We start from the raw sequence: 26,965 nt of genomic DNA, 5'->3' as shown, positions 1-26,965 counted from the left end.
TGAGGAATCAACCATGACTGGGCAGCAGCCGATTCGGTTCGGAACCGATGGCATTCGTGGACGGGCGGGGGAGTTGCTAACCCCCAACTTGGCCTTGAGCTTGGGATATTGGGTGGGAGAAGTGCTGCGACAAAGGACGGATGCACCCCAGCGCCCCTTTATCATTGGTCAAGATTCCCGCAACTCCAGTGATATGTTGGCCACAGCCTTGGCCGCCGGCTTAACCGCCGCTGGTTTTGAAGTGTGGAATGTGGGTCTGTGCCCGACCCCCTGTATTGCCTACCTAACGGCCACCACAGAAGCCATCGGTGGCGCCATGATTTCCGCCAGTCACAATCCCCCCGCCGATAACGGCATTAAAATTTTTGGCAGCGATGGCAGCAAGCTCAGCCCTGATCTGCAAAAAGAAATTGAAGCCCACCTAAATGCTGGCCTATCCTTGCCCCATACGGAGCACTGGGGGCATTTGCATCATCGTCCCGAATTGCTTCAGCGCTATCGCCATGCGGTGCAAGCGCCCCTTGAGGATCGTCAACCGCTGCGGAGACTGCGGGTGGTGTTGGATTTGGCTTGGGGATCTGCGGTGGCGGTGGCACCGACGGTGTTCCATGCCCTAGGGGCTGAGGTGATTGCTCTCCACGATCGCGCCGATGGCGATCGCATTAATGTCAACTGCGGTTCCACCCATTTAGAACCATTACAACAGGCTGTCCGTGAAACCCGTGCCGCTATGGGGTTTGCCTTTGATGGCGATGCCGATCGCGTGCTGGCGGTGGATAGCCAAGGGCGGGTGGTTGATGGCGATCACATTCTCTACTTCTGGGGACAACGGCTTCAGTCGCAGGCACAACTCCCCAAGGATTTGATTGTCGCCACTGTGATGTCAAATCTCGGCTTTGAGCGAGCTTGGCAAGCGCGGGGTGGACAACTGGTGCGGGCTGCTGTGGGCGATCAATACGTCCATGCAGAGATGCTGCGCCACGGTGCCATGCTGGGGGGAGAACAGTCGGGACACATCCTCTGCCGTCACTATGGTGTGGGGGGGGATGGCTTGCTCACAGCGGTTCATTTAGCGACCCTAGTTCAGGATTCCCGTCTATCCTTGGCACAACTGCGAGACCAAAGTTTTACCGCCTACCCGCAAATTCTTCGCAATGTCCGTGTTGACGATCGACAGCGACGACTCCACTGGCAAGAATGTGAGCCTTTGCAACAGATGATTACCAAAGCGCAACTGGATATGGGCGATCGCGGGCGAGTCTTGGTACGTGCCTCTGGGACAGAACCCGTTATCCGCGTCATGGTGGAAGCCGAGCAGCAAAGTGTTGCTGATTATTGGACAGAGACCTTGGTGCAGACGGTGACTGCTTATTTAGCGGCCTAGGAACAGGCGTCACTAGCTTGTATGATAATTGCCTAGTCGCGCTCTAGCCATTTCCTTGTCAGTCTCGCGTTTTCAAGCTGCCTGTGAGCAGGGTGAGTTTCTCATCACCGCAGAGGTTTGCCCCCCTAAGGGTAGGGATGCCAGTACGATGTTGCGCCAAGCAGCCCATCTCAAGGGGCGGGTTCATGCGGTCAATGTCACCGATGGCAGTCGCGCTGTGTTGCGCATGAGTTCTTGGGCAGCCGCCTATTTGTTGCAACAGCAGGGGTTTGAACCCATTTGCCAGATCGCCTGTCGCGATCGCAACCGCATTGCCCTGCAAGCGGATCTCATGGGCATTGCTGCTTTAGGTTTGCACAACATTTTGGCACTCACGGGCGACCCCGTCAAAGCAGGCGATCATCCCCAAGCCAAACCCGTCTTTGATTTGGAGTCTGTGCGGCTATTGCGCGTCATTGGCCAACTGAATCAAGGGGTGGATAGCGAGGATCGCCCCCTAGCCGATGGAGCGACGCAATTTTTTGCCGGGGCAGCGGTTGATCCTCAGTCTGCCAGTTGGTCAGGCCTGCAACAACGGTTTGAACGCAAATTGGCAGCGGGTGCTCAATTTTTCCAGACGCAGTTAATTACTGACTTTGAGCGGCTAGCCAAGTTTATGGATCAGATTGCGGCGGGCTGTGGGCGACCCATTCTTGCTGGAATTTTTCTCCTCAAGTCGGCCAAAAATGCTCTGTTTATCAATCGCGCTGTGCCCGGTGCACTGATTCCCCAGCACCTTATTGATCGCCTTGCCGCTGCCGCTGATCCCCTCGATGAAGGGATAACTATTGCTGCCGAGCAAGTACAACAGGCGCGGGAACTCTGCCAGGGGGTGCACTTAATGGCGGTGCGCCGTGAGGATTTGATTCCCGAAATTCTCAACCGAGCGGGAATTGCTCCCCTTAGCGCGTCACCTGCACCCCGCGCCAAAACGCCACATAGCCCTTGATATTGGCAGCCGCCGGCTTGGGATCGGGGTAGTACCATGCCGCATCACGGTTCACCTGACCATTGACAACAACGTGGTAGTAGCTGGCTGTGCCTTTCCAACCACAAACGGTGTGGGTATCGCTGGGCTGAAAATAGGCCGGATTGAGTGCCTCTGGCGGAAAATAAACATTGCCTTCGACCACTTCATAGCGATCGCTCTCGGCCAAGGTTGCGCCTTTCCAAACTGCTTTTGCCATTGCTTTTTTTCTCAGTCGTTCCCCTTCTTAAGATAAAGCAGGTGCCGTCAGCGGGCTAGGCACATTGGGGCGATCGGAACGAATTTGACCGTCACGAAACTGAATAATGCGGTGCGTGACAGCCGCCACATCGGGTTCATGGGTCACCATAATTACCGTCATGCCGGCCGCATTGAGTTGCCCAAAGATAGCAAGAATTTCCGCCGTGGTGTGGCTATCAAGGGCACCGGTAGGTTCATCGGCGAGCAGGAGTAGCGGCTGATTGACAATGGCGCGGGCGATCGCCACCCGTTGTTGCTGTCCTCCCGAGAGTTGATTGGGACGATTCTCAAGGCGGTGACCCAACCCCACCTGTTCCAATGCAGCGATCGCGCGATCGCGCCGTTCCTTGGGGGGAACTTGGGCATAGACCATGGGTAGCATCACATTTTCCAGTGCCGTGAGTTGCCCCAGCAAGTAAAACTGTTGAAAGACAAAACCAATCTTGGCATTGCGAATATGGGCGAGTTCATCATCACTGAGGTGTGCCACATCTTGGCCATCGAGAAAGTAGCGGCCAGAGGTCGGGCGATCTAAACAGCCAATAATATTCATCATTGTGGACTTCCCTGACCCCGAAGCCCCCATAATTGCACAGTACTCTCCCCGCTGAATGTTGAGATTCACCTCCCTAAGGGCGTGAACTTCCGTTTCCCCTTGGCCATACACTTTAGAAATCTGTTCTAGGCAAATGAGCGGCGGGTCCAGCATTACAATGAGGTGACAAGGCCATTTGCACTCATTCTAAAGCCTTTTTTCATAACCTTGGTGGCGAATAGATGGCGTATGGTAGAACAAACAAGTGAGTGAGGAGAATGAACCATGGGGTGCAAATCATTACCAAGGCTACACAACACCGTCATCACGCTGGCGATCGCCAGTGGATTCACCCTTGGGGCAACACTGATGGTACCCCGCTCGGCCACTGCTCAACCCATGCCCGTCAGCCCAAGCTCCTATAGTTTTACCAGCATTAACCCCCTTCAGGACTATCTCCTGGGTGCAGGGGATGTGCTTTTCATTGAAGTGGTCAACCTGCCACCAACAGTTACTAATCAACGACAATTCACTGTTAATCTCGATGGCTCAGTCACCCTACCTTTGGCAGGGCGCGTCATGGTGGGTGGCTTAACTCTCCCCCAAGCGGAGCAGGTGATTCTGAACGCCTATAGTAAAGTCCTCCGCTTTCCAGCGGTAACGGTTACATTGCAGACGCCGCGCCCCATGAAGATTTTAGTGGCAGGTGAGGTGAGCCGTCCAGGCTCCTATGTTGTTCCTTTTACTTCTGTATCAGCTTCTGCCCCCGGTATCGGCCTTTCCGGTGGCTTAACATGGCCTCGCCTGAGCCAAGTCCTTGCTCAAAGCGGTGGAATTACCCAAGAGGCCGATATTCGCAACATTGAGATACGCCGCCAACTGGGGAATGGCCAAACAGCCGTAACCAGAATTAATCTTTGGGAGATGATTCAGTCGGGGGATGCGAACCAAGATATCACGCTGCGCAGTGATGATGTGATTGTGGTGCCCAAGGCGAAGGAAGTGAATGCGGCTGAAGCCGTACGGGTGGCCTCGGCGACGTTTTCGCCACAGGTGATTCGGGTGCAGGTTGTGGGCGAAGTATTGCGACCGGGCTTGGTCGAAGTGCCAGCGAATGCCACGCTCACTCAGGGAATTGGGGCGGCTGGCGGATTCAATGTGCAACGTGCCAATATGTCTAGGGTGACGCTGGTGCGGCTGAATCGCGATGGTACGGTCAGTCGGCGACGGATTCCCTTTAGCTTGGCGGCTCAACCCAATGCCAACAATAATCCTGTGTTGCAACAGGGGGATGTGATTGTGGTGGAACGGTCAGCGCTAACGCAGGTGGGGGATACGATTGGGAATGCCCTGCGTCCTATCGGCGCCTTAGGAACCTTAGGAGTGTTCCTCAACTTAGTTAACATATTTGATTAGGAATGGCGTACTACTGATGTCGCTCCCACAAAAGATACCCAATTTACGGGTCGTTGATCGCGAAGCGCGTCCTGCGGGCGATCGCCAGCGAAATCCATCACGGTTCAGCACCAGAAAGAGTTCTCAAAAGGGTGGGCTGCAAGCTTTTAGCGATCGCTGTCGGCGACGGTGGCGACTACTGTCAGGAACGGTTTTACTCTCATTCTTGGTCATGGGGGGGTATGTTTTCTGGCAACCCGAAATGTACGAGGCCTATTTTCGCCTTCTGATGGAACCAGTGAAGGAACCACAGCCTGCGCCAACCCTGACCCCCCGTGATGGCATTGCCAGTACCCTCCCCTCCCCGCCGCCAACCACACCCCCTCCAGTGGATGTGGGGTCACAGATTCTCGTTCTAGAAAGTGACAAAGTACTAGCTCCCATTGCCCAGAAACTACAACAGCAGTATCCTCATTTGACCACGCGGGTCTTAGCTGAGCATCTGGAAATTCGACCAGTGGTTAGTTCCGCCACAGAGCAACTGCCGACCCAAACAAAAGTACTAGAAGTGGTCTATCGCGATCGCCAGCCAGAAATCGTGACCGCAGTATTAAAGGCCGTGGCAGAGGCGTTTGTTGACTACAGTCAGCGCGATCGCCAAGAACAACTCAATCGCACCCTAGAGCAACTGGACAAAGACATCAATCAGCACCTTACGGAATTAGAGCAACTCCAGCAGCAACTCCAAGCCAGCCAACCCCAAGGCACGAGCCTGCAACCCTCAGAACAACTGCGCTTTTTAACAGAACAGTATCGCCAAATCCATAGCCTGCGCCAAGCGGCTCGCCTGAAGGCCGTGGAAGCCTACGGTCGTTTTCAAGGGTTTCAAGAACAACTCAAGATGACGCCCGCAGAAGCCCTAGCAGCAGCGAACTTAAGTACCTCCCCTGCTTATCAGCAACAACTGGCACGCATTCAAGAACTGGATCAAGAAATTGCCAAGAATCTAGCCATTTTTCGGGAAGGGACACCCGTTATCCAAGCTCTTGAGGAACAGCGGCGAGTTTTGGTGGAGCAATTGCAGGCGATCGCCCGCCAAGTGATTGGTGAGCAATATCAAGTGGACAACCCCACGACCCTAGGCTTTCAGGGAACAGTGTCACAAACGCTGATTACCAACTACATTACGGCGTGGATTGAATACGAAAACCAGCGGCGCTATGATGCTGAGCTTGCGGCTCCCCAAGCGGCGGTTGCCCAACAATTACAACAACTGAGTAGCCAACTCCCCGCCATTGATCGCCTTGAACATCGGATTCGGACGGCCAACCTCTCCCTTGAGATGCTCAATCAAGCCCGACAGGCAGTGCAACTACAACTGGCGCAGAATTACTTTGCGTGGCAGGTGTTGACGGATTTAGAGAATCCCGCTGTCCAACCCACCTTCCCGCGCTTACTGCTGTTGGTGCTAGGGGCGATCGCCAGCCTTGTGTTGGGGGTTCTGGCTACTTATGTTGCAGATGCAGCTGCCAATACGTTTGTCAGTCCAGCCCAAGTGGAAGATGCCCTCGGCTTGCCCCTCCTTGGCAAAATTCCCAAGGCAACCCCCCAAACCAATCTCCGCTTAGAGCGCGCGGTGAAGGGCAATTCAGGGCTGTGGCAGGTGACTCAAGTCCTACCCTTTGTCGGGGAATGGGTGAAGTTTCAAGAAACCTTTCACCATGTGTTTGCCAACCTCCAGGCCGTGGGTTTGGGGCATTCGTTAGCCGTGATTTCAGCCCTACCCACCGATGGGCGCACCACCGTTGCTCTGCATCTTGCCCTTGCTGCCGCAGGCACGGGGCAGCGGGTTCTGCTGATTGATGGGGATTTACGGCGACCCCAGATTCACCGCTATCTCGGCCTGACGAATGAACAGGGCTTGGCGGATTGGTTAATTCATCGGCGGCACTGGTATAGCGTTGCTCAGGCGCGGCGCGGTCTGGCAATTTTAACCGCTGGTGAGTTGCGGCAACAGCCGATGCGGCTCCTCAGCCAAGACACGCTCAAACAGTTCATGGCTCACCTGAAAAACTATTTTGATCTGGTGATTGTGGATACACCCCCCTTGGCCAACTTTGCTGATGCCAAACTCTGGTCGGGACTGGTGGATCAGACCCTTGTGGTAGTGAATCTGAAAGCACCCCAGCAGCCTGTGCGACTAGCCTTGGCAGATTACAGTTTGGGGCGTGGTAGCGCTCTGGGCGTTGTGGTGAATCTCGCCTAAAGTTAAGCTATTCCTCAAAGAACCAAAGTTCCTTGTTGATACTCTCATCCAGCACTTGGGGGGGGCGTAAGACGAGCAGGAGTTGGCCAAGAATTGGCGCTGTAGGGGGTTCAGGAAACCAAGCCAGTTGGACAGGATCGCTGGCCGCAGGTGCAATCAACAGATAGCGATCGCGATCCCATTCTGGAAGACCACGATCCACTATCAGGAGCACTTGTTCAATGGGGAGTCCCTCAGGCGTGGGCGGTAATTCTGCGGGTAGGTCTGCCACTGGCCAAAGCACCGCGACTGGGTCAACAGCATTCAGGAGAACCTGCCAACTGGGGAGAGCCACGAGGGTCATGGGTTGAGGAACAGCGACTAATTGCAAGGCGCCTGTAGAAGTTAACTGGGGCACTTGATTAAAGGCTGCAGCAGCGAGCGGGGCTGTTCCTGCGACCGGAACGAGGTAGGGCAGGTCTTCAGCGGAATCCAAGCGGTAAAGGGGGAGTCGGGGTTGGCTAGCAGCGGGAACCACGGTAAAGTCCGTCAGCAGTTTTTCAAGCGCTTGGCGACCTGTGGCGGATTCAACAAAGCGAAAGCCTTGGGCAATGAGGCGCGATCGCTGGGCTAAATCGCGTTGCTGCCGCGCCAGTTGCCAATAGTAGCGACCAATGCGATCGCCCACACTCTCACCAAAACCTGCACTCTCATCCTTTTGATAGCTCACGGCCTTGAGGGCACGGCAGACCTCATGAACCGCAGTGACATCCAGTTGTTTCTCAACAATGAGTGTGGCTGCTGCAAGGCGATCGCTCCCTGACAACACCCGCAGTTCATAGAGCAGATCGCTGCCCCGCGTTTGAAAATAGGCACGCACAGATTCAGGGGCGTCCCGTAGGCTCTGACTCACTTGCAGGGCAATGATCAGTTGATTTTGGTGGATGGGTTCAATGCCCGTGGCCTCAAAAATCGCTTGGGGAGATAGCCCTTGTTTTTGCAGTTGCTGGCATCCGGCTCCCCAATCCTGCCAAGTGCCCTCCTTGCGGCGTAGGCGTTGCAGCACTTCCGTTGTCAGGGCATCCTGTTCTTGACTCATTTAATCACCTCCTATTGACAGGGAAGCATGCTATACAATTGCCTAAGATTGCCTAGCGATCGCGCACCGTTGTCCCTTGGCGTTGAATGGCCAGCACCTCCACCCGTGCCTGCACATCAAACTTTGCCCAAGTCTCCTTGAGGGCAGTGGCAATGGCGGAAGCGGTAACGGGATCCCCGAGGGCTAAAAGCGTGGGTCCTGCGCCACTAATGACCAAACCGTGGGCACCCGCCTCAAGAGCCGCCCTGTGGAGGTCGGTATAGCCTTTGATCAGACTTTGGCGGTAGGGTTGATGCAGGCGATCGCCCAAGGCCAGTTGCAGCCACTCCCGTTGACCCGTTTCCAAACCCCGCAGCAGAGCACCAAGGTGACTGATATTAAAAACTGCATCACCGTAGGTACAGTGGGGGGGCAGCACTTGCCGCGCTGTTTCCGTGGCTAGCTCAAAGTCTGGAATCGCCACAATCGGCACCACATCCTGATCCCAAGGAATCTCTAGCCAATGCCATCCCCCTGCACTCCCTTGGACAGCAAGACGACAGCCCCCTAGCAAGGCCGGCACCACATTATCGGGGTGGCCTTCCATTTCAATGGCCAATTCCAGAACCTCGGTATGACTGAGGGGAAAGCCCGCCAGCCGATTTGCCCCTACTAAGCCGCCAATAATTGCGGTTGCTGAACTGCCGAGGCCCCGTGCGAGGGGAACCCCCAGATCAATCTCTAAATACACAGGTGGGGCTTCACGCCCTAGATATTGATAGAGACGGTGGTAGGCACGATAGGCCAAATTGTCGGAGCTACTGCTGACACCGGCTGCCTCAGTGCCCCGCACATTGACATGGGGGCGATCGCTCAAGGAAAAGGTGAACGTATTGGTGAGGGTCAGAGCGGCTCCTAAGCAATCAAACCCCGGACCCAAATTAGCCGTTGTTGCTGGCACAGTCACCACTGTCATCATCGGTTACACTTCCTCCCCGGTACCAAAGGCGCGATCCCCCGCATCCCCTAAGCCAGGCACAATAAAGCCCTGCTCATTCACTGTCTCATCAATCGTGGCTGCATAGACTTGCACTGCGGGAAAATGGGCACCGAGTTTCTGCAAAGCTGGCGGCGCAGTGACCACGGAAATGATTCGCACCAAGGCTGGGTCAATCCCCCGCTGCACCAGTTCCTGCATTGCTGTCATGATTGAACCTCCCGTTGCCAGCATCGGCTCACTAATCAGGACACGGGTTTGCGGGTCAAACTGCGGGGGCAACTTATTGAGATAGCAACTGGGTTCAAGGGTGGCCTCATCCCGCACAATCCCTAAGTGGTACGTCTTTGCTGTCGGTAAGACCCCTTGGGCACCGTCGAGCAAGGCCAAACCCGCCCGCAGAATGGGTACCACCACGACGGGTACTTGCGGATTCACCACCAGCGCTGCACAGGGGGCAAGGGGCGTTTCAACCACTGTTTCCACCGTTGGCAACCATTCCCGTACCGCCTCATAGGCCAACCAGCGACCTAGCTCCGTCATGGCTACGCGAAACAGAGGGGTGGGCGTGTTGCGATCGCGAGCCACCGTTAGCCAATGTTGAATGAGGGGATGAGGGGGGACATAAATGCGCAATTGGGGGGTCACAGTATCGCTCCAATACGTACCCGGCGAGCTTTCCTATTCTCCACTGAAATCGTCCCCTTTAGACACGGCCAAATCGCCGCTGTCGCTGTTGGTAATCCCGGAGCGCCTCATGGAAAGCAGCGCGGTCAAAATCCGGCCAGAGGGTCTTGGTGACGTAAATTTCTGAATAGGCCACCTGCCACAGCAAAAAGTTACTGACGCGCATCTCGCCACTGGTGCGAATCAACAAATCGGGATCCGGTAGGCCGCCCGTGTACAAATGGCGTTCAAAGAGTACCTCATCAATATCGGCGGGGTCAAGGCGTCCCGCTTTCACTTGGGCTGCAATCGAACGGCAAGCGTGGATAATTTCCCGTCGCCCACCATAGTTGGTTGCCACCACAAATTTAATTTTTTGGTTATTGGCCGTAGCGGTCATCGCTCGCTCAATTTCCGCTTGTAGGGAGTTCGGCAAACACGCCAAGTCACCCACAAAGTGAATTTGCACGCCCTCGGCAACCATTTCCGCCAGTTCCCGCCGCAACACTCGCTCAAAGAGGGTCATCAGAAAATCCACCTCCGGCAGGGGGCGCCCCCAGTTTTCTGTGGAGAAGGCGTAGGCGGTCAGGGCTTCAATGCCCCAATCTTTGCAACAGCGCAGCAGTTCCTTGAGGGTGTCCACCCCGCGTTGGTGTCCCATAATACGCGGTAAATTGCGCTGCTTTGCCCAGCGGCCATTGCCATCCATAATCACCGCCACATGGCGAGGTAGGCGATCGCGATCTAGATCTTCGGGTAACTCAATGAGTGAATGGGGCTGTAGCGTCATGGACACATCCTATTGGCGGAAATTAGCGCAGTGGCCATACAGTCTTCCAAAATTTTAAGCTGTGCCGACGTTGACGGGGTTGTGAAGTTGCCGTCCCTTGATCCTGCACATATTGCCGCAACAATTCCCCTAGTTTACTGCTGGTGAGGGGACGTTGAAGCTCCCCCTTAAAGGCAAGGGAAATTGACCCCGTTTCCTCAGAGACCACTACACAGACACAGTGGCTAATGCGTTCGGTAATCCCTAGGGCGGCGCGATGGCGAGTGCCCAACTGCCAAGGCCCCGTGCGATCCGAGAGGGGCAGGATCAACTTTGCCGCAATCACTTCAGCCCCCCGCACCCAAATTGCGCCATCGTGCAGGGGGGAACTCACCTGAAAAATTGAGGTAATGAGTTCCGGTGAAAGGCGGGCATTGAGGGCGATCCCTGCATGGGTAAAATCTTGGGGGCTGAGCTTTGTATGGGTTTCCAGCAGAATGAGTGCCCCCGTACGATCTTGAGATAATCCCTTCACGGCCGTCACAATCAAATCAACGGCATCATTGGTCAGGCTCGACTCGGCCACGGGCTGCATAAAGCCGAAAAACTGTCCTCGTCCCAACTGTTCCAGAAAAATGCGAATTTCCGATTGCAGAATAACGGCTAAGGCCACCGCAGAGCCAATCACTAAGTTGTGCAGCACAAAGCTCAAAAACTGTAGCTCAATGGCACGACTGAGGGAGGTTGCCAAAAGGAGGAAGATAAAGCCCCGTATCATCCAGAGGGTTCGCCGCTCGGCCACAACCCGCAAAATAGCGTAGGTTAGGGTCAAGACCAAAACCACATCCACGACTGTTCGCACCTTGGCCAGTGTCTGCGAGGACAGCAGCAGCCACGACAAGTTACCTAGGAGGCTTATCATCCCATCGTGCTCGTCACCTCCTAGGGGGCGGGGGTGCTCAATCGCAGGGGCAAGACATCATGGGCCACCAAATCAGCGTAGGTTTCCCGTTGCAGGATCAGGTTGGCTTCCCCCTCACAGACCACCACCGCCGCCGGCCGGGGCACACGATTGTAGTTGGAGGCCATGCTGTAGTTGTAGGCACCCGTACTGGCCACCACTAAAATATCATTGGCTTGCAGGGGGGGTAGGGTGACTTGGGGCAGCAGAATATCGCCCGATTCGCAGTGCTTACCGGCAACACGCACGGTTTCTGTGGCGGCAGTGGTCATGCGATTGGCACACAGGGCTGTATATTGCGCCTGATAGGTAATCGGTCGTGGATTATCGGACATCCCCCCATCGACAGCGATATAGGTGCGTAGCTCAGGAATCACCTTACGGCTGCCCACCGTGTAGGCCGTCACTGCCGCAGGTCCAACGATGGAGCGACCCGGCTCACAGATGAGTTTGGGTAAGGGAAGATGGCGTTGCTGACAGGCTTGGCTCAGTTGATGACTAATGGCCTTTGTCCAGTGGGCGATCGCCGGCGGGTTATCGGACTCGATGTAGCGAATGCCAAGACCACCCCCCACATTCAGTTCGCGCATGGGTAGCATCGCTTCACGGGCTTGAGCCAGCCAATCCACAAGGACATCACAGAGGTCTAAATGGGGTTGTTCCTCAAAAATCTGTGAGCCAATGTGGGCGTGGAGTCCGACCCAGTCCAGTTCGGGATGCGCCTTAGCAAACTGAAGCAACTCTGGAAACTGTTGCGGGTCAAAGCCAAATTTGCTGTCTAGATGTCCAGTGCGGATATATTCGTGGGTGTGGCATTCAATCCCCGGTGTCAACCGCAACATGACGCGCGGTGGGGTCGAGAGATCATGCTCCTCAACGTAGGCAGCAAGGCGCTCTAGTTCTAGCCAGTTATCGGCAACAATCGTGCAATTGACCTCAAGGGCATAGAGGAGTTCTTGGGGGGACTTGTTATTACCGTGGAAGTAAATGTGGCTGGCGGGGACGCCGGCACTCAAGGCAGTGTAGAGTTCACCCCCGGAGGCCACATCAATCCCCAAGCCTTCACTGTGGGCAAGGGCACAGGTGGCCAAGCAGTTCCAAGCCTTTGAAGCGTAGAGCACCAAAAATTCACCACCGTAGGTCTGCTGGAGGGTGTCTTGGTATTGACGGCAGGCGGTGCGAAAGGTGAACTCATCAAGGATGTAGAGGGGAGAGCCAAACTGAGCCACTAACTCCACCACATCACACCCACCAATGGTGAGATGGCCTCGGGCATTGGTTTGCGCAGTCAGGGGTAAAATTTGTTGATTGGCAGCAAGCGGGGTGGAGATCATGGGTCAGTATCGGCAGAAATTAGGGGAATATAAAGAACAAATCGCTATTCTTAATTCTAGGGGGATTTGGGCGATCGCTCCCTTCATCTGTTGAGTCTCTGCTGAACCTGTAGTTCATCGAACCGTCCCTCAGCTATTTTGCTGCTGTCCCTGTCCAATTGAGGAAAAAGGGGGGTAGCCCTTCTTGGCCGTTGATCACAATCACTTGGGGCACTTGGGCACCGCCTTCACGCCATGCTTCGATCGCTTCCTTTTGCAGCACTAACTGGCCACCCGGAGCTTTGAGGGTTTCGGCAAGGAGGCGTTGGGCTTCCGCTTTCCCTTGGGCACGGTTAATTTCCGCTTGCGCCTGTTGAGCCGCCTCTTGGGCGATATAGACCGCCCGTTGTGCCCGCTGCTCAGCAATTTGCTTATCCTCGACGGCCTTGGAAAATTCCTCGGAAAAGTCAAGGTTAACGACACTGGTATCCAGTACGAGAATGTGGTACTTGGCTAGGCGATCGCCAAGGGCATGATCAAAATCCTCCTTAAGTTCATCCCGCTTGGTAATAGCCTCCTCCGCCGTGCGACGGGCAGCAGCAATTTTGAAGGCCTCTTGGGTCTGGGGAGCAATGATTTTGGCGACGATATTTTCTAGGGTCCCTTGGGTGCGGCGCACATCCACGATGGCCATGGGGTCTAGGCGAAAGTTGATGGCAAAACTGGCGGTAATGTCCTGCAAATCTTTGGTGGCACTTTCCGCTGGCACTTCAAACTTCTGTACAGTTACGTCATAGACATCCACACTGGCAATAAACGGCGGTTTCCAGTGGATGCCCTCGAGGAGGGGAGTATCCTGAGCTTTACCCAAAATACTCAGCACCCCTGCTTGGCCAGGATTAATAATCACCACGGCATTCAAAAGGACAACCAGCAAGACAATGGCGATCGCCACCACTGAGGAGGTGAGCCGCGAACTGAGGAGTTGATTCATGACCCAAGAATTGAATTTCTGCTTTGATTATAGGCGGTGCTTCCCGCCGATCCGGAAGGCAATTCCTTGCTAGAGTACAGATAGTCTGTCATTTGCTGAGCGTCCTATGCGGTTGCCCCTTACTGCTGCCCAAGCGGCCTACTATGGTGATGCCTACTATCGCACCCCACCCCCCGATCTCCCTTCACTGCTGTTGAAGGAGCGGATCGTCTATCTCGGCATGCCTTTGGTGCCAGCGGTTACGGAACTGATCATTGCGGAACTGCTCTATCTGCAATACGACGATCCCGAAAAACCCATCCGCATTTACATTAACTCGACGGGAACCTCCCGCTACGATGGCGAACCCATTGGCTTTGAAACAGAAGCCTTTGCCATCTGCGACACCATGCGCTACATTAAGCCCCCTGTGCATACGATCTGCATTGGTCAAGCGATGGGGATGGCCGCCATGTTGCTCTCAGCGGGGACAAAGGGGTATCGAGCCAGTTTACCCCACGCCACGATTGTTCTGCACCAAACCAAGAGCTATGCCCAAGGACAGGCCACCGATATTCAAATTCGTGCCAAGGAGGTTCTGGCCAATAAGGCAATGATGGTGGAGATTTTGGCGCAAAATACCGGTCAACCCCCCGAACGCATTACCCGCGATATGGATCGGCTGCTTTATATGACGCCGCAAATGGCCAAGGAATACGGCATTATTGACCGCATCCTCGAACCCGAAGCGGTGACCAAGAAACTGCCCGCCACTCTCACCTAGTGCAAGACGGCTGCCCAGTCGCGGCCAATGCGAATCGTAATATCCGAAGACAGCACCCCCGTGGAGTTGGCGGATACTCGCCCCATGCCAAGGACAGAACGAATCATTTGCGCAGCCCCAATATCCCCTTGCTGTGCCACAATCTCTGTTTCGGGGGTTTGCTGATACCACTCTTCACTGATGATCACATTGGTATAGCCGTGGTGGGCGAGGAAATCCGCCATGTCTTGGGCAGCGTCACTGCTACCGGAGGCATTTTGCAGCGCAATGCGTAGCGTCCCTGTTTCACGCCACGTATGGTCAACCAGCTTTGAGGGGCGATCGCTAAAGTGCTCAGCAACCACCCGATCAATGCGGTCATAGTCAGGAAGCCAGTAGCTGACCTCATAGCTATCACCACTAAAGCGTCCCGGCAGCAGAATCAAACGCAGGTTGTCTGGCTCAATGCGCAAACTAAATTGGGCGATCGCCATCAGTTCGGCAAAGGTTAAATCCGTATCCACATATTTTTGCAGGACGCTGTAGATTTTCGGCACCTGGGTCAGCATGACGGGATTGGCCAGTTTCTTTTGCAGCGCCTTGATCAGCATTTGCTGCCGCTGGGCACGACCAATATCCCCCAGTTCATCGTAACGAAAGCGAACAAAGCCCTCTGCTTGCTCCCCGTTCAGGGTTTGCAGCCCCGGTTGAAGATCAATGTAAAGTTTTTGGGTGTGATCGGTATAAACCATCCGCTTGGGCACGTTGACCTCGACACCGCCCACCAGATCCACCAATTCTCGAAATGCATCTGTATCAATGCGAATGTAGCGATCAATGGGGGTATAGTTGAGGATTTCGCTGACCACCCGCACCGTTAGATCGACCTCTCCATAAACATTGGCCGCATTAATTTTGTCGATGCCATGTCCGGGAATTTCCACACGGGTATCACGGGGAATACTCAAGACCGTAATCGTGCCATTTTCAGGGTTAAACCGCGCCAGCAGCATCGTATCCGTGCGACCACGGAACCGTTTCGGAGAACCTTCAGGGGCATCCAAGACATTATCCACCCCCAGTACCAAGAGGTTCACTGGCCGACTCATGCCATACTGGAACCCCCGTGTCATCATTTCCAGCCAAGAGGGATCCCGTTGGCCACGATGGTTCGTGCCCTGAAAGGGTGACATCAAAACAAATGTCATGCCCGCAAAGGCAGAAACCAAGGACACACCACTAAAGGCAGCAATCCAGCCTAGGGTACGCCATGGCGAAGGGCGCGATCGCTGACCCTTGCTTTTTTGAGATACTTTTTGCCTTCCCCGACCACCCACAGTAGAACTCACCGATTTACGCTGTTGAACGCCTCTTGCCACAAACTCACTCCCGAAATAAAAACCAATCGTGGGCTAGTCGGGTGGACGCAATCCCTGTCTTTAGTGTAGGGGATTGATTACTGATCCCGCACTTATACCTATTGGACTCCCTCATGGAAGTCTTGTTTCTGTTTTTCGCCCAGTTCCTGAAATTTATGCGCTGGGCATTGGAAATTTTGCCGCTGGCAGCTTAATAGAGCCGCTCAAGGACATAATCGGTCAACTGGCTGAGGGCCTGACGCGGTTCCGACGAAGGCAGCACTTCAAGCGCCGGTAGAGCCGCTTGGGCATATTCCTTGGCTAAATTGCGGGCGTCTTCAATGGCACCACTTTGGCGCACTAGGTTGAGGGCGGTTTCCAAATCCCCTTCTTCACTAAACTCTCGCTCAATGAGGGTATGCAAGTAGGGCGCTTTGGGTAGGGCAAAGAGAACCGGTGCAGTTAGGTTGCCATCCCGCAGATCTGAGCCAGCGGGTTTCCCTAGTTCTGCGGTGGAGCGGGTGAAGTCAAGGATGTCATCGACGATTTGAAAGGCTAGACCCAAATTTTTGCCGTAGGTGTACATGGCCTCGATGGTTTCTGGCGGCGCTTCACTGAGAACCGCTGCCGCCTTGGCACTGTTGGCAATGAGGGAAGCCGTCTTGTAGTAGGTTTTCAGTAGATAGTCGTCTAGGGTAATGCTGGTGTCAAAGCGGTTAAAGCCTTGGCGAATTTCCCCTTCAGCAAAGTCTTTGATCACTTGGGAGAGGAGCTTCACCACTTGCAGGTTATCCAAATCCGCTAAGTACCAAGAGGCTTGGGCAAAGAGAAAGTCTCCTGCTTGAATGGCCACCCGATTGCCAAAAACACTGTTAACCGTGGGCACACCGCGCCGTAGTTGCGCTTGATCCACCACATCATCATGAAAGAGACTGGCGGTATGAATCATTTCTGTAATTTCTGCTAAGCGGCAGTGCCGCGGGGTAATCCCCTGATCGGGCAGCGTGGCTCGCGACACCAAAAAGACAATGGCGGGTCGAATGCGCTTTCCACTGGCAGCAAAAAGATGTTCGGCGGCAGCAGAGAGTACGGCGTGTTGTGCTCCAATCAGTGCCTTCAGGTTCTCCGTTAGTACACAGAGATCCGCTTCGACAGGTGAAAAAAGAGAGGTTACCGAAGTCATGGACGGGCTGGCCGCAGAAGTTACGAAATTTTACAGAATCCTAGTTGTATTCTAAGCGAACCCTCCAATCTTGGGTAAGGGTTCCGATGAATTTTCAGCTAGGCTCAAAATTGAGAGCCACCCCGCTCGTAGGGTCAAACAGATAAAGATGGCGAGCCTGCAACTGGAGAGGGTCACCCATTTGAGGGATTTGGTGATTAGGGGCTAACCACAGCAGTTCTTGGGAACTATCCATGAGGCGACAGCGGACAATGGCTTCGCGGCCTAGGGGTTCAACGAGGGTGGCGATCGCCCCCAAGCCCTTCTCACTGATAGACAAATGCTCTGGGCGAATGCCCACGGTGAGGGGTTGTTCACTTTTTAGCGGCCAATGGGGGGTGTCTGGACAGGGCAAGGGCTGCTGCGCTAGCCACAGGCGGCTGCCATCCCAGCGAGCGGGCAGTAAATTCATCGGCGGGGTGCCCAAAAATCGCGCCACCATGGTATTGGCGGGTTTGTCGTAGAGATCAGCAGGGGTGCCAATTTGCTGGATTTGACCGCGATCCAGCACCACAATGCGATCGCCAAGGGTCATGGCCTCCACTTGATCATGGGTGACATAGAGGGTGGTAATGCCCAGTTGTTGATGTAATTGTTTCAGTTCAGCACGGGTTTGTTCCCGCAATTGGGCATCAAGGTTGGAGAGGGGTTCATCGAGGAGAAACACTTGGGGCGATCGCGCCAAGGCCCTTCCCAAGGCCACCCGCTGTTGCTGACCACCGGAGAGTTGACGCGGTTTGCGCTGCAGCAGGGACTCAATCCCCAGTAGCTTAGCCACTTGAAGAATCCGTTGCTGCCGTGTGGCCGGATCAACACCGCGCATTTTCAGACCAAAGCCAAGGTTTTCGGCCACGGTCATGTGGGGATAGAGGGCATAGTTCTGAAAGACCATTGCCACATCGCGATCGCGCCCACTCAGGCCATTGACACAGGTATCGCCAATGGAGATCTCCCCACTGGTGGGCTGCTCTAGACCAGCAATAAGCCGCAACAGGGTAGATTTACCACAACCCGAAGGCCCGACAATCACCCAAAGCGCCCCTGCGGGCACAGTTAGAGAGAGTGGACCAATTCCCACTCCTGGAGCAAATCGCCGCGTGACTCCCTCTAAGCGCAGTGTTGCCGCCACAACCTATCGCCAGCCCACCCACGTAAAGAAATCTTGGCCAGTGACCCACTCCAGCACCAGCAGGGCAATAAAGCCAACCATGGCAAAGCGGCCATTGATCAGCTCCGCATAGCGCGACCAACCAAATTGCGGGGTCAAATCATCAGGTGTTGGTTCACTCATGGTGTTTAGGTATGCAAAACAACTTCTTTAGCTTGGCATAGAGCCTTCACTTTGTACTCACATTTTAGAAGACGGCTGTTTCTGCTGTAGGGCGGTGATCACTGCCTTAATTTGGGCTTGACCAGCAGACTTTGCAAATCGCAGCGGAAACTTACCCCGTCGCAATAACCGCCAGCCCAAGGGGGCAAGGCTTGCCACACCCTTGAGATCTCGAAAACGATTGCCCACTACTTGGAGGCCAAATTGTCGCTCATCCACCCAGCCGCCTTCTTTCACCAGTTCTAAGAGCACTTGCCGATGGCGGAGGGGTCGCTCTTCATTGCGGCTTGCCCCTGTTGAGCGGGCTAAAATGGCCTGCTTGATCTCACTAATGCGATCGAGGGGTTGTACGCCCACGGGACACACGGTGTTGCAATTAAAACAACGGGTACAGCCCCACACGCCACTGGTGGCAGTGTTGTATTGGTCTAGGCGTTGGTCAGTTTCGCTATCGCGGGTATCAGCCACAAGGCGAGCTGCTTTGGCAAGGGCATGGGGGCCAACAAAGTCGGGATTCACTTCCACCGCATTACAGGCACCGTAGCAGGCACCACAGAGAATACAGTTGCCAGAGGCATTGAGTTTGGCGCGATCTCTGGGGGATTGCAGAAACTCCCGCTCAGGCACTTGCCGTGCCGCTGTACTCACGTAAGGATTAACGGCTGAAAGTTTTTGCCAAAAATCGCTCATGTCCACGACAAGGTCTTTGAGGACAGGCAAATTCCCCAAGGGAGCGATCGCAATTTGGTTGGGCACAGGACTATTGGCCAACTCGGCGTGAATACTTTGTTGACAGGCAAGGGCAGAACGACCATTAATGGTCATCGCGCAACTGCCGCAGATGGTGTTTCGACAATTCTTGCGAAAGCTGAGGCTACCGTCGTGGTATCCCTTGATTTGAATGAGGGCATCAAGAATGGTGAGGGAAGGATCAATCTCTAGTTCGAAGGTTTGCCAATAGGCGCTCTTGTTGGGTGCTTGGCGGCGAATCGTCAACTGAATTGTCATATGCTGGCGTCGGCCCAGTGTAGTTTCCAGTGTATAGCAAGCACTGCGGCGATGATGAAAGTTGCAAAATCCCTACTTTACTTTCTGATCACAGGCCTCCTAGAGCTGGGGGGAGCCTATCTTGTCTGGCTGTGGCTACGGGAGCATAAAAGCATTGGGTATGCCTTAGCGGGGGCGATCGTCCTTTTTATGTATGGCATGGTACCGACGCTGCAACCTGCGCATTTCGGTCGTGTTCAGGCTGCCTATAGTGGCATTTTCCTGCTGGTGGTTCTGTTTTGGGGTTGGGGAATTGATAAGGTGCGCCCCGATAAGTTTGATTTGCTCGGTGCTGGGGTTGCCCTCCTAGGAACGCTGATTATCATGTACGCGCCAAGAAGCCATTGACAGCGTCGCGATCGCCCCAAGGTCACTCTATAAGCTGGGCTTATTTAATCTATTTGAAAGTAATGTTTATTAAATGTGTGTGTTGCTGAAGAATTTACTATAGAGTAAGGCAAGCAAATCAAAAAGCTTGAATAGATAAAAGACTATGTTTGCGCCGTTGACCAACGGATGCAGGGAGGGCGATCGCCCAAATAGTCTTCTATCAACTTCAACATCTACAGCCCCATGGATAGCCCCTGATAATTAAGGAGGAATAGTACTGTGGATTTTCTCGGTCAGTTTTTGCAAGATTTTGTCAAGCAATTACAGTCGCCTACCCTTGGCTTCTTGCTGGGGGGCATGGTCATTGCAGCGCTGGGCAGTCAACTTCAGATTCCCGATGCCATCTATAAGTTCATTATTTTTATGTTGCTAATGAAAGTCGGCCTCAGCGATGGGATTGCGATTCGCAGTTCCAACCTACAGGAGATGCTCTTGCCAGCACTCTTTGTTGTGGCGATGGGGATTCTCATTGTATTTATTGGCCGTTATACCTTAGCAAAGCTTCCGAAGGTCAAAACCGTGGACGCGATCGCTACCGCAGGTTTATTTGGGGCTGTAAGTGGTTCGATGTGAGTGGTTCGACCATGGCAGCAGCACTAACGGCTCTGGAGGCGCAGAAAATTAGCTATGAACCTTGGGCAGCCGCACTGTATCCGTTCATGGATATTCCGGCTCTGGTGACAGCCATTGTCGTTGCCAGCATTTACCTCAAGAAAAAACAGGAGAAAAAGGCGCCGGCTTCCCTCAGTGCCGTTGGTGCCGATGCGGGTGCAAGGAGCGCCACAGGTTATGCCGGGAGCACCAGTGAGTATCCCACCACTGCCAGTGAGTACCGCAGTCAACAAAGCAAACGAGCCAGAATCTGGCCGATTGTCAAAGAAAGTCTGCAAGGGGCAGCCCTTTCGGCACTGCTGCTGGGCGTTGCCTTGGGCATCTTTACCCGTCCCGACAGTGTCTATGAGAGTTTTTACAACCCTCTGTTTCGCGGTTTACTCTCGGTGTTGATGCTCGTTATGGGGATGGAGGCTTGGTCACGCTTGGGTGAGTTGCGTAAAGTTGCTCAATGGTATGTGGTCTATGCCGTGGTGGCACCCCTCGTTCATGGCCTGATTGCCTTTGGTTTGGGAATGATTGCCCACTATGTCACTGGCTTTAGCCTTGGAGGTGTAGTGATTCTAGCCGTGATTGCCTGCTCTAGTTCCGATATTTCTGGGCCGTCAACATTACGGGCAGGGATTCCCTCCGCTAACCCTTCCGCCTATATTGGTGCTTCCACCGCGATCGGGACTCCCATTGCCATTGGCCTAGGAATTCCGCTTTACCTTGGCCTTGCCCAAGCAATCATGGGCGGCAGCTAGTGACCCAAACGCGCCAATTTCACTCAAGGAGGTACTCAGAATGGCCAAGCCAGCAAAGCAGCTCGTGATTGTGACCGAGAAGATTCTCTTGAAAAAAATTGCCCAAATCATTGATGAGGCCGGGGCGACTGGCTACAGCGTGATGGAAACCGGCGGCAAAGGGAGTCGCAATGTGCGCTCCTCTGATCAACCCAGCGTTTCCGATACCCAAGCCAATATCAAGTTTGAGGTACTCACCCAGACACGGGAAATGGCCGAAAAAATTGTGGATCGGGTGGCAGTCGAGTTTTTCAACGACTATGCAGGCATTGCTTACATCTACGATGCCGAAGTGTTGTACGCCCACAGCTTTTGTGGTCCTGAGGGTTGCTGAAATTTCTGGGGCTTGACAAGACGCCCCCTAATTTTTTAAGCTAAGAATCTGTTGCGGGTATAGCTCAGTGGTAGAGCGCAACCTTGCCAAGGTTGATGTCGCGCGTTCGAATCGCGTTACCCGCTTTTGAAATAGCAAGCGATCGCCCTCTTCTTTTGAAAAGCACTTAGCTCTTTGCTAATCGGTATCAGCATGAAAATAGCGGTAAATTTTTTCCGCTAGACGGGGGCCGACCCCATGTACCTGCGCCAACTGTTCGGGCGTGGCCATGCGGATGTAGTCAATGGAACGAAAGGTGGCGAAGAGTTCCTTTTGGCGTTGATAGCCCAAGCCGGGAATTTGGTCGAGGTGCGATCGCCGTTGGCGTTGGGCGCGTTTTTGACGGTGGAAGTTCAGGGCAAAGCGGTGAGCCTCATCGCGGACGCGGCGTAGCAATTGCACCCCCGGTTGCTCTGGATCGGTCGGCAGAGGCTGGCGGTGGTGGGGTAGGAAAATCTCCTCCCGCTGTTTGGCCAAGCTGAGGAGGGTGAGATCCCCTAGGAGCGGCTCCAACACCTGAACTACGGCGGAGAGTTGCCCCTTGCCGCCATCAATGAGGACAATATCTGGCCAGTCATCAGCCTCTGGAGGGTCACCCTTGCCCTCAAGGTAGGGGGCAAAGCGGCGGCGGAGAATCTCAGCAAGACTGGCAAAGTCGTCGGAGTGGCCAAGTTTTACCTCAGGGTTGCGGATGTTGTAGTGGCGATAGTGCTGCTTGGCAGGCAAGCCATCAATAAAAACGACCCGTGAGGCCACGGCGTCAGACCCTTGAATGTGGGAAATGTCGTAGCCCTCAATGCGGTGGGGCAGGGTGTCAAGGCCAAGGAGTTGGGCTAAATCTTCAAGAGCCATTTGGGTGCGATCGCTGGCCTGTTGAATGCGTGCCAATTCTAATTCTGCATTGCGTTGCACCATGGCAATGAGTTCTGCTTTTGCCTGCCGCTGGGGGACGGTGAGGGTGACGGCGCGGCCTTTCTTTTCGCTCAAGTAGGTACGCAGCAGATCCGCCTCAGGTAGGGGATGTTGCAGCAAAATTTCACTGGGAATTTCTACATCTTCAACTTGGGCATAGTGTTCTTCAAGCACCCGCTGCAAAATCGTGCCCACACTGCCACTTTGAGCATCGGCAACGAAGGCCAAGCGTCCCACCAAGCGACCCGCACGAATTTGAAAGAGTTGAATGGCAGCATGGCGATCGCCGAGGGCAAGGGCAATGGCATCCCGTGACACCGTATCGTCCGGCAAGGACACCTTTTGATCCACTCCTAAATGCTCAAGGCCACGAATTTGATCCCGTAGTCGTGCCGCCAGTTCAAAATTCAGATCCGCCGCCGCTTGCGCCATTTGTGCTTGGAGCTGTGCCACGAGTTCCCCTGTGCGTCCCTGAAAGATCATGGCCACCTTGTGCAGCGTTTGCCGATACTCCTGCGGTGAAATCAGGGCTTGGCAGACCCCCGGACAGCGACCAATATCGTAGTTGAGGCAAGGGCGATCCTTAAAGAGGGGGCGGGGACGTTGCCGCAGCGGAAAAAGCCGCTTCACAAGGGCAAGGGTTTGGCGCAGGCGAAAGCTATCGACATAGGGGCCATAGTAGCGATCCTTGGGGGAATCACTGCGAGTATCGCCGACATTACCCAATTGGCGTTTGCGGGTAATGAAAATGCGGGGGTAGGGTTCTGACCACGTAATACAGACGTAGGGATATTTCTTGTCATCCTTGAGGAGAACGTTGAAGTGGGGCTGATGCTGCTTGATTAAATTGGCTTCGAGGGCAAGGGCCTCGGCTTCCGTATCGGTGACGATGAATTCAATGTCCGCCACCTGATAGACCATTAATTCAAGGCGCGGCCCCAGTTGGGCTGGCTCACGAAAATAGGAGCGCACCCGCGATCGCAGGCGTTTGGACTTGCCAATGTAGAGAATTTGATCCGTCTTGTCCTTGAAAAAATAAACGCCGGGAGTCAAGGGCAGTTGCCGCAAGATCTGTTCCAAGCGATCGCGATCCTGAATCAAGGGCTGAAGCATGCTGCCACCTCCCCTAGAGCTTTGCCGCTGTGGCTCCTAACCAAGCCTCCAAATGTGCCCGCTGACTCGGCGTGGCATCGGCACGGCACTGCACCTGATAGCGGGGCTGAGGGTCTCCCAACATCAATGTTCCTGAGTGCAATTGCTGATCATGGAACCATGTCAAGTGAATCGTCTCTCCCACTGAGTATTCCCGCAATCGCTCTGACCAGTCCTCCGCCTTGACGCGCCACCCATTGAGGGCAATGATTTCATCCCCAGCCACCAAGCCTGCCTGTTCAGCCGGGGAGTCCCGCAGCACTGCCTTGATTTGCAGAGCGCCGTGTTCCTGCTTGAACTGAAGTCCCGTATAGGGCAGCGCGTCTTGGGGAACTAGTTCCAGCCCGACTTTGCCCAACCACTCCTGAAGGGGGAGTTCTACGGTTCCCTCAATGAACTGCTCGCGCCATGCCGCCAAGTTTTCATCGGCAACGGTTTCAATCGTTTCCCACAGCTCATCGGGGGTATAGCCCTGACCTGTCTCGCAATACTGCTGCCACAACCGCCGCAGGGCATCGAGGAGCGATCGCTGGTGATTAAAATTAAGGCGAATCCGCAAATCCAGCAACAGTGCCACCAACTCCCCTTTGAGGTAGTAGGACATCTGCGAATTGATGCTATTTTCGTCAGGGCGATAGAGCTTAATCCAAGCATCAAAACTAGCAGCACTCAGGGATTGCACCCAACGACCGGGGGTATGTAGGTAGCGATTGAGGCTTTCGCTCAGTAGTTTAAGATAGGCCTCTGCATCAAAGCATCCTGCCCATAGGGGAATCAGTTGATCGAAATAACTGGTCACTCCCTCTGCAAACCAAAGGCTGGTGGTGTAATTCTCACTGTCGTAGTCAAAGACCTCGAAGGCTTGGGGGCGGATGCGCTTGACATTCCAGAGGTGGAAAAACTCATGGGCCACTAAACAGAGGAAGCGGCGATACTGCTCCGCTTGCTGAAAGCCAAAGCGATGGAAGATCAACGAGCAGCTATTGAGATGCTCCAGACCGCCGTAGCCCTTGTGGGTAAGGTGCAAAATAAAGACATAGCGATCGTAGGGCAGGCCGCCAAAGAGACTTGCCTCGGTGGCAATGATCCGCTGCATATCGGCGATCGCCCGCTGCGGCTCAAAATTGCCCTTGCCCCACACCGCCAATTCATGGGGTTTACCGTCCACCTCAAAGGCATAAACAGGGTGGGTACCCACCTCAAAGGGGCTATCCACCAGCAGATCGTAATTTGCTGCCCAAAAGGTGAAGCCATCCTCGCCAAAGGGTTCAAGCGGAGTCGTCACCCGCCAGTCCGGCGGTGCCACAATCGTTACTGTTAGGGGCTGATCGCGATATTCTGGCACATAGAGGCAGACCGCTGCCGGATTGAAGTAGGCATGGCTGCTATCAAAGTGGTTTGTGCGTACCGAGAGTTCATGGGCATAGATGGCATAGCGCACTTCCAGTTCTTGACCGGGGGTGCAAGCCACCTGCCACTGATTTTTACAACACTTCCACCACTCAAGAGGAGTGTCGTCAGCGGCCGTTACCGTAAAGTCCTGAAGATGCCGCGCATATTCGCGCACAAGGTAGGAACCCGGCGTCCACACCGGTAAGTGCAGATCAAGAACATCGGTTTGCGGTGCCGTTAGCCGCAGCGTTACCCATAAAAGATGAGTGTGCCCCTGCTGGCAGTTGATTCTGTAGGCCATGGCAGGGGGCTGAAGAGAAGACTCAGAGGGGGAAGGATGAATGATCGTATGCGTCATACCCCTCAGTGTAGTGAACTTTGGCGACGCTTACAATTTCACTTCAATATCTACGCCCGCCGGCAAGTCCAACTTCATCAGGGCATCAATCGTTTTCGGTGAAGGTTGGTAAATGTCGAGTATGCGACGGTGGGTACGGGTTTCAAAATGCTCCCGTGAGTCCTTGTCCACGTGGGGCGATCGCAGAACGCAGTAAATTCGACGGCGAGTGGGTAGGGGAATTGGGCCAACGGGGGAAGCGCCGGTTCTTTTTGCAGTATCGACAATGCGATCGCAGGAAGTATCGAGCAAGCGATGATCAAAGGCCTTAAGGCGAATACGAATTTTCTGTTGTAGAGCAGCCATAGGAATCTTCCTTACTTGTCAAGGTTCAGAGACAATCCGACAAAATTCAGACAAAAAAGGCCGCCAACACCACAGAAAGGCTAGCGGCCATAAGATCAACTACTTCAGGATTTTGGAGACAACACCCGCACCAATCGTCCGGCCACCTTCACGGATGGCAAAGCGCATCCCCTGCTCAATGGCAATGGGCTGGATCAGTTCCACGGTCATTTTGATGCGGTCACCAGGCATCACCATTTCAGCGGCGCTACCATCATCAGCGGTGAAGGAGGTAATCGTACCGGTCACATCGGTGGTACGCACATAGAACTGCGGACGGTAACCAGCAAAGAAGGGGGTTTTACGGCCACCCTCTTTTTCAGTAAGCACGTACACTTCACCCTCAAATTGGGTGTGGGGCGTAATGGAGCCGGGTTTGGCAATCACCATTCCCCGTTCCACATCCTCTTTTTTCAGACCGCGCAGGAGCAAACCAGCGTTGTCACCGGCAATCCCCTCTTCGAGGCTCTTCTTGAACATTTCAATACCGGTGACCGTCGTTGTGCGAGTTTCCCGCAGACCCACGAGTTCAACCGTTTCGTTGAGCTTAATGCGACCCCGCTCAATCCGACCCGTGGCCACGGTACCCCGACCGGTGATGGAGAACACGTCTTCTACAGCCATCAAGAAGGGCTTATCCACATCCCGCTCAGGGGTAGGAATGTAGTTATCCACGGCATCCATTAGCTCGTAGATTTTATCGACCCACTCATTTTCACCGCGTTGGGTTTTCGGGTTGGCGGTCATGGCTTCAAGGGCTTTTAGACCCGAACCACGGATGATGGGCACTTCGTCACCGGGGAATTCATATTCGCTGAGGAGTTCCCGCAGTTCCAGTTCCACCAGCTCCAGCAGTTCTTCGTCGTCCACCATGTCCACTTTGTTCAGGAAGACAACAATGCTGGGCACCCCCACCTGACGAGCCAAGAGAATGTGCTCTTTGGTTTGGGGCATCGCACCATCAGTAGCGGCCACCACGAGAATAGCACCGTCCATTTGGGCGGCACCCGTGATCATGTTTTTCACATAGTCAGCGTGGCCGGGGCAATCCACGTGGGCATAGTGACGTTTTTCAGTCTCATACTCCACGTGAGCCGTGTTGATGGTAATCCCACGGGCTTTTTCCTCAGGGGCAGCATCAATTTCATCGTATTTGCGAGCTTGGGCTTTCCCTTGGGCAGCCAATGTCATGGTGATGGCTGCGGTCAGTGTGGTTTTACCGTGGTCAACGTGACCAATCGTACCGATGTTAACGTGGGGTTTGGTTCGTTCAAATTTAGCGCGTGCCATGTTGTTCCTCGTAT

Annotated in this window: 27 protein-coding genes and 1 tRNA gene; 10 read left to right on the top strand and 18 right to left on the bottom strand. The window is 54.3% G+C overall.

The window, feature by feature from the left end; all coding sequences use genetic code 11:
- Positions 1–13 precede the first annotated feature (13 nt).
- Together glmM and RHH53_RS11525 are read left to right on the top strand one after the other, a co-directional pair.
- Positions 14–1,384: a phosphoglucosamine mutase gene (gene glmM, locus RHH53_RS11530; protein ID WP_206200268.1), complete on the top strand. Its 1,371-nt coding sequence runs from the start codon at positions 14–16 to the stop codon at positions 1,382–1,384.
- A gap of 55 nt (positions 1,385–1,439) precedes the next feature.
- Positions 1,440–2,372, top strand: coding sequence for a methylenetetrahydrofolate reductase (locus RHH53_RS11525; RefSeq protein ID WP_302678348.1), 933 nt, complete (start codon positions 1,440–1,442; stop codon positions 2,370–2,372).
- Here the strand turns inward: RHH53_RS11525 and RHH53_RS11520 are convergent.
- Both RHH53_RS11520 and RHH53_RS11515 read right to left on the bottom strand, forming a co-directional pair.
- Positions 2,326–2,610: a DUF427 domain-containing protein gene (locus RHH53_RS11520; protein ID WP_206200266.1), complete on the bottom strand. Its 285-nt coding sequence runs from the start codon at positions 2,608–2,610 to the stop codon at positions 2,326–2,328. The genes RHH53_RS11525 and RHH53_RS11520 overlap by 47 nt on opposite strands.
- Positions 2,611–2,637: 27 nt before the next feature.
- Complete coding sequence (locus RHH53_RS11515; protein WP_206200265.1) at positions 2,638–3,360, bottom strand: ABC transporter ATP-binding protein; 723 nt, start codon at positions 3,358–3,360, stop codon at positions 2,638–2,640.
- 111 nt (positions 3,361–3,471) lie between these two features.
- Between RHH53_RS11515 and RHH53_RS11510 the strand changes: the two genes are divergently transcribed.
- A complete protein-coding gene (locus RHH53_RS11510) occupies positions 3,472–4,602 on the top strand; it encodes a polysaccharide biosynthesis/export family protein (RefSeq protein ID WP_310454048.1) in 1,131 nt (376 codons plus the stop codon).
- Between the two features lie 16 nt (positions 4,603–4,618).
- Positions 4,619–6,847 (top strand): AAA family ATPase, encoded by a 2,229-nt coding sequence (locus tag RHH53_RS11505; RefSeq protein ID WP_310743815.1) that lies wholly within the window; start codon positions 4,619–4,621, stop codon positions 6,845–6,847.
- A 7-nt stretch (positions 6,848–6,854) separates the two neighbouring features.
- Here the strand turns inward: RHH53_RS11505 and RHH53_RS11500 are convergent, their stop codons facing one another.
- The 7 genes from RHH53_RS11500 to RHH53_RS11470 form a co-directional block, all read right to left on the bottom strand.
- Positions 6,855–7,925, bottom strand: coding sequence for a RuBisCO accumulation factor 1 (locus RHH53_RS11500; protein WP_310743814.1), 1,071 nt, complete (start codon positions 7,923–7,925; stop codon positions 6,855–6,857).
- Between the two features lie 52 nt (positions 7,926–7,977).
- Complete coding sequence (gene thrB, locus RHH53_RS11495) at positions 7,978–8,883, bottom strand: homoserine kinase (protein WP_286625156.1); 906 nt, start codon at positions 8,881–8,883, stop codon at positions 7,978–7,980.
- Between the two features lie 3 nt (positions 8,884–8,886).
- Positions 8,887–9,549 carry a uracil phosphoribosyltransferase gene (upp, locus tag RHH53_RS11490; protein WP_310438548.1) on the bottom strand — a complete coding sequence of 221 codons (663 nt, stop codon included), beginning with the start codon at positions 9,547–9,549 and terminating at the stop codon, positions 8,887–8,889.
- A 58-nt stretch (positions 9,550–9,607) separates the two neighbouring features.
- Positions 9,608–10,357: a polyprenyl diphosphate synthase gene (gene uppS / locus RHH53_RS11485; RefSeq protein WP_302678343.1), complete on the bottom strand. Its 750-nt coding sequence runs from the start codon at positions 10,355–10,357 to the stop codon at positions 9,608–9,610.
- A 22-nt stretch (positions 10,358–10,379) separates the two neighbouring features.
- Positions 10,380–11,258: a diadenylate cyclase CdaA gene (gene cdaA / locus RHH53_RS11480; protein WP_206200259.1), complete on the bottom strand. Its 879-nt coding sequence runs from the start codon at positions 11,256–11,258 to the stop codon at positions 10,380–10,382.
- Positions 11,259–11,278: 20 nt separating this feature from the next.
- Positions 11,279–12,631: a diaminopimelate decarboxylase gene (lysA, locus tag RHH53_RS11475; RefSeq protein ID WP_206200258.1), complete on the bottom strand. Its 1,353-nt coding sequence runs from the start codon at positions 12,629–12,631 to the stop codon at positions 11,279–11,281.
- A 133-nt stretch (positions 12,632–12,764) separates the two neighbouring features.
- Positions 12,765–13,604, bottom strand: a complete 840-nt coding sequence (locus RHH53_RS11470; RefSeq protein ID WP_206200257.1) for a prohibitin family protein — start codon at positions 13,602–13,604, stop codon at positions 12,765–12,767.
- Positions 13,605–13,710: 106 nt separating this feature from the next.
- Here RHH53_RS11470 and RHH53_RS11465 point away from each other — a divergent pair, with 106 nt between their 5' ends.
- Positions 13,711–14,367, top strand: a complete 657-nt coding sequence (locus RHH53_RS11465; protein WP_310438546.1) for an ATP-dependent Clp protease proteolytic subunit — start codon at positions 13,711–13,713, stop codon at positions 14,365–14,367.
- Here RHH53_RS11465 and RHH53_RS11460 read toward each other — a convergent pair.
- The 5 genes from RHH53_RS11460 to RHH53_RS11440 all read right to left on the bottom strand — a co-directional run bounded on the left by RHH53_RS11460 (position 14,364) and on the right by RHH53_RS11440 (position 19,264).
- Complete coding sequence (locus RHH53_RS11460) at positions 14,364–15,725, bottom strand: LCP family protein (RefSeq protein WP_206200255.1); 1,362 nt, start codon at positions 15,723–15,725, stop codon at positions 14,364–14,366. The genes RHH53_RS11465 and RHH53_RS11460 overlap by 4 nt on opposite strands.
- Before the next feature lie 190 nt (positions 15,726–15,915).
- Entirely contained in the window at positions 15,916–16,887 is a 972-nt protein-coding gene (gene sds, locus RHH53_RS11455) for a solanesyl diphosphate synthase (RefSeq protein ID WP_206200254.1), read from the bottom strand.
- A 94-nt stretch (positions 16,888–16,981) separates the two neighbouring features.
- The gene (locus tag RHH53_RS11450) at positions 16,982–18,055 is read right to left on the bottom strand and encodes an ABC transporter ATP-binding protein (RefSeq protein ID WP_206200253.1); all 1,074 of its coding nucleotides are present in this window, start codon (positions 18,053–18,055) and stop codon (positions 16,982–16,984) included.
- Positions 18,056–18,058: 3 nt separating this feature from the next.
- Positions 18,059–18,217 carry a chlorophyll a/b-binding protein gene (locus RHH53_RS11445; protein ID WP_206200252.1) on the bottom strand — a complete coding sequence of 53 codons (159 nt, stop codon included), beginning with the start codon at positions 18,215–18,217 and terminating at the stop codon, positions 18,059–18,061.
- 57 nt (positions 18,218–18,274) lie between these two features.
- On the bottom strand, positions 18,275–19,264 hold the full coding sequence (locus RHH53_RS11440; RefSeq protein ID WP_310743813.1) for a succinate dehydrogenase/fumarate reductase iron-sulfur subunit: 990 nt from the start codon (positions 19,262–19,264) through the stop codon (positions 18,275–18,277).
- Positions 19,265–19,318: 54 nt separating this feature from the next.
- Here RHH53_RS11440 and RHH53_RS11435 point away from each other — a divergent pair, with 54 nt between their 5' ends.
- From RHH53_RS11435 to RHH53_RS11420, 5 genes are all read left to right on the top strand, one after another.
- Complete coding sequence (locus tag RHH53_RS11435) at positions 19,319–19,651, top strand: YnfA family protein (RefSeq protein WP_206201697.1); 333 nt, start codon at positions 19,319–19,321, stop codon at positions 19,649–19,651.
- Positions 19,652–19,912: 261 nt separating this feature from the next.
- On the top strand, positions 19,913–20,266 hold the full coding sequence (locus RHH53_RS13250; protein WP_399364130.1) for a sodium-dependent bicarbonate transport family permease: 354 nt from the start codon (positions 19,913–19,915) through the stop codon (positions 20,264–20,266).
- A gap of 11 nt (positions 20,267–20,277) precedes the next feature.
- Positions 20,278–21,051: a sodium-dependent bicarbonate transport family permease gene (locus tag RHH53_RS11430; RefSeq protein ID WP_399378070.1), complete on the top strand. Its 774-nt coding sequence runs from the start codon at positions 20,278–20,280 to the stop codon at positions 21,049–21,051.
- 40 nt (positions 21,052–21,091) lie between these two features.
- Positions 21,092–21,424: a P-II family nitrogen regulator gene (locus RHH53_RS11425; RefSeq protein WP_310743812.1), complete on the top strand. Its 333-nt coding sequence runs from the start codon at positions 21,092–21,094 to the stop codon at positions 21,422–21,424.
- Positions 21,425–21,477: 53 nt separating this feature from the next.
- Positions 21,478–21,549, top strand: a tRNA-Gly gene (locus RHH53_RS11420).
- 52 nt (positions 21,550–21,601) lie between these two features.
- Here RHH53_RS11420 and uvrC read toward each other — a convergent pair.
- From uvrC to tuf, 4 genes are all read right to left on the bottom strand, one after another.
- The gene (gene uvrC, locus RHH53_RS11415; RefSeq protein WP_310743811.1) at positions 21,602–23,488 is read right to left on the bottom strand and encodes an excinuclease ABC subunit UvrC; all 1,887 of its coding nucleotides are present in this window, start codon (positions 23,486–23,488) and stop codon (positions 21,602–21,604) included.
- Between the two features lie 13 nt (positions 23,489–23,501).
- On the bottom strand, positions 23,502–25,277 hold the full coding sequence (locus tag RHH53_RS11410; RefSeq protein WP_310743810.1) for a PDZ domain-containing protein: 1,776 nt from the start codon (positions 25,275–25,277) through the stop codon (positions 23,502–23,504).
- Positions 25,278–25,307: 30 nt separating this feature from the next.
- The gene (rpsJ, locus tag RHH53_RS11405; RefSeq protein ID WP_149819531.1) at positions 25,308–25,622 is read right to left on the bottom strand and encodes a 30S ribosomal protein S10; all 315 of its coding nucleotides are present in this window, start codon (positions 25,620–25,622) and stop codon (positions 25,308–25,310) included.
- Between the two features lie 99 nt (positions 25,623–25,721).
- Entirely contained in the window at positions 25,722–26,951 is a 1,230-nt protein-coding gene (gene tuf, locus RHH53_RS11400; RefSeq protein WP_149819529.1) for an elongation factor Tu, read from the bottom strand.
- Between the last annotated feature and the right edge of the window lie 14 nt (positions 26,952–26,965).

Source organism: Thermosynechococcus sp. PKX82 (assembly GCF_031583255.1).
GTDB lineage: Bacteria > Cyanobacteriota > Cyanobacteriia > Thermosynechococcales > Thermosynechococcaceae > Thermosynechococcus.
The sequence above is the reverse complement of the archived record's forward strand: the minus strand, read 5'-3'. Positions and strand labels throughout refer to the sequence as shown.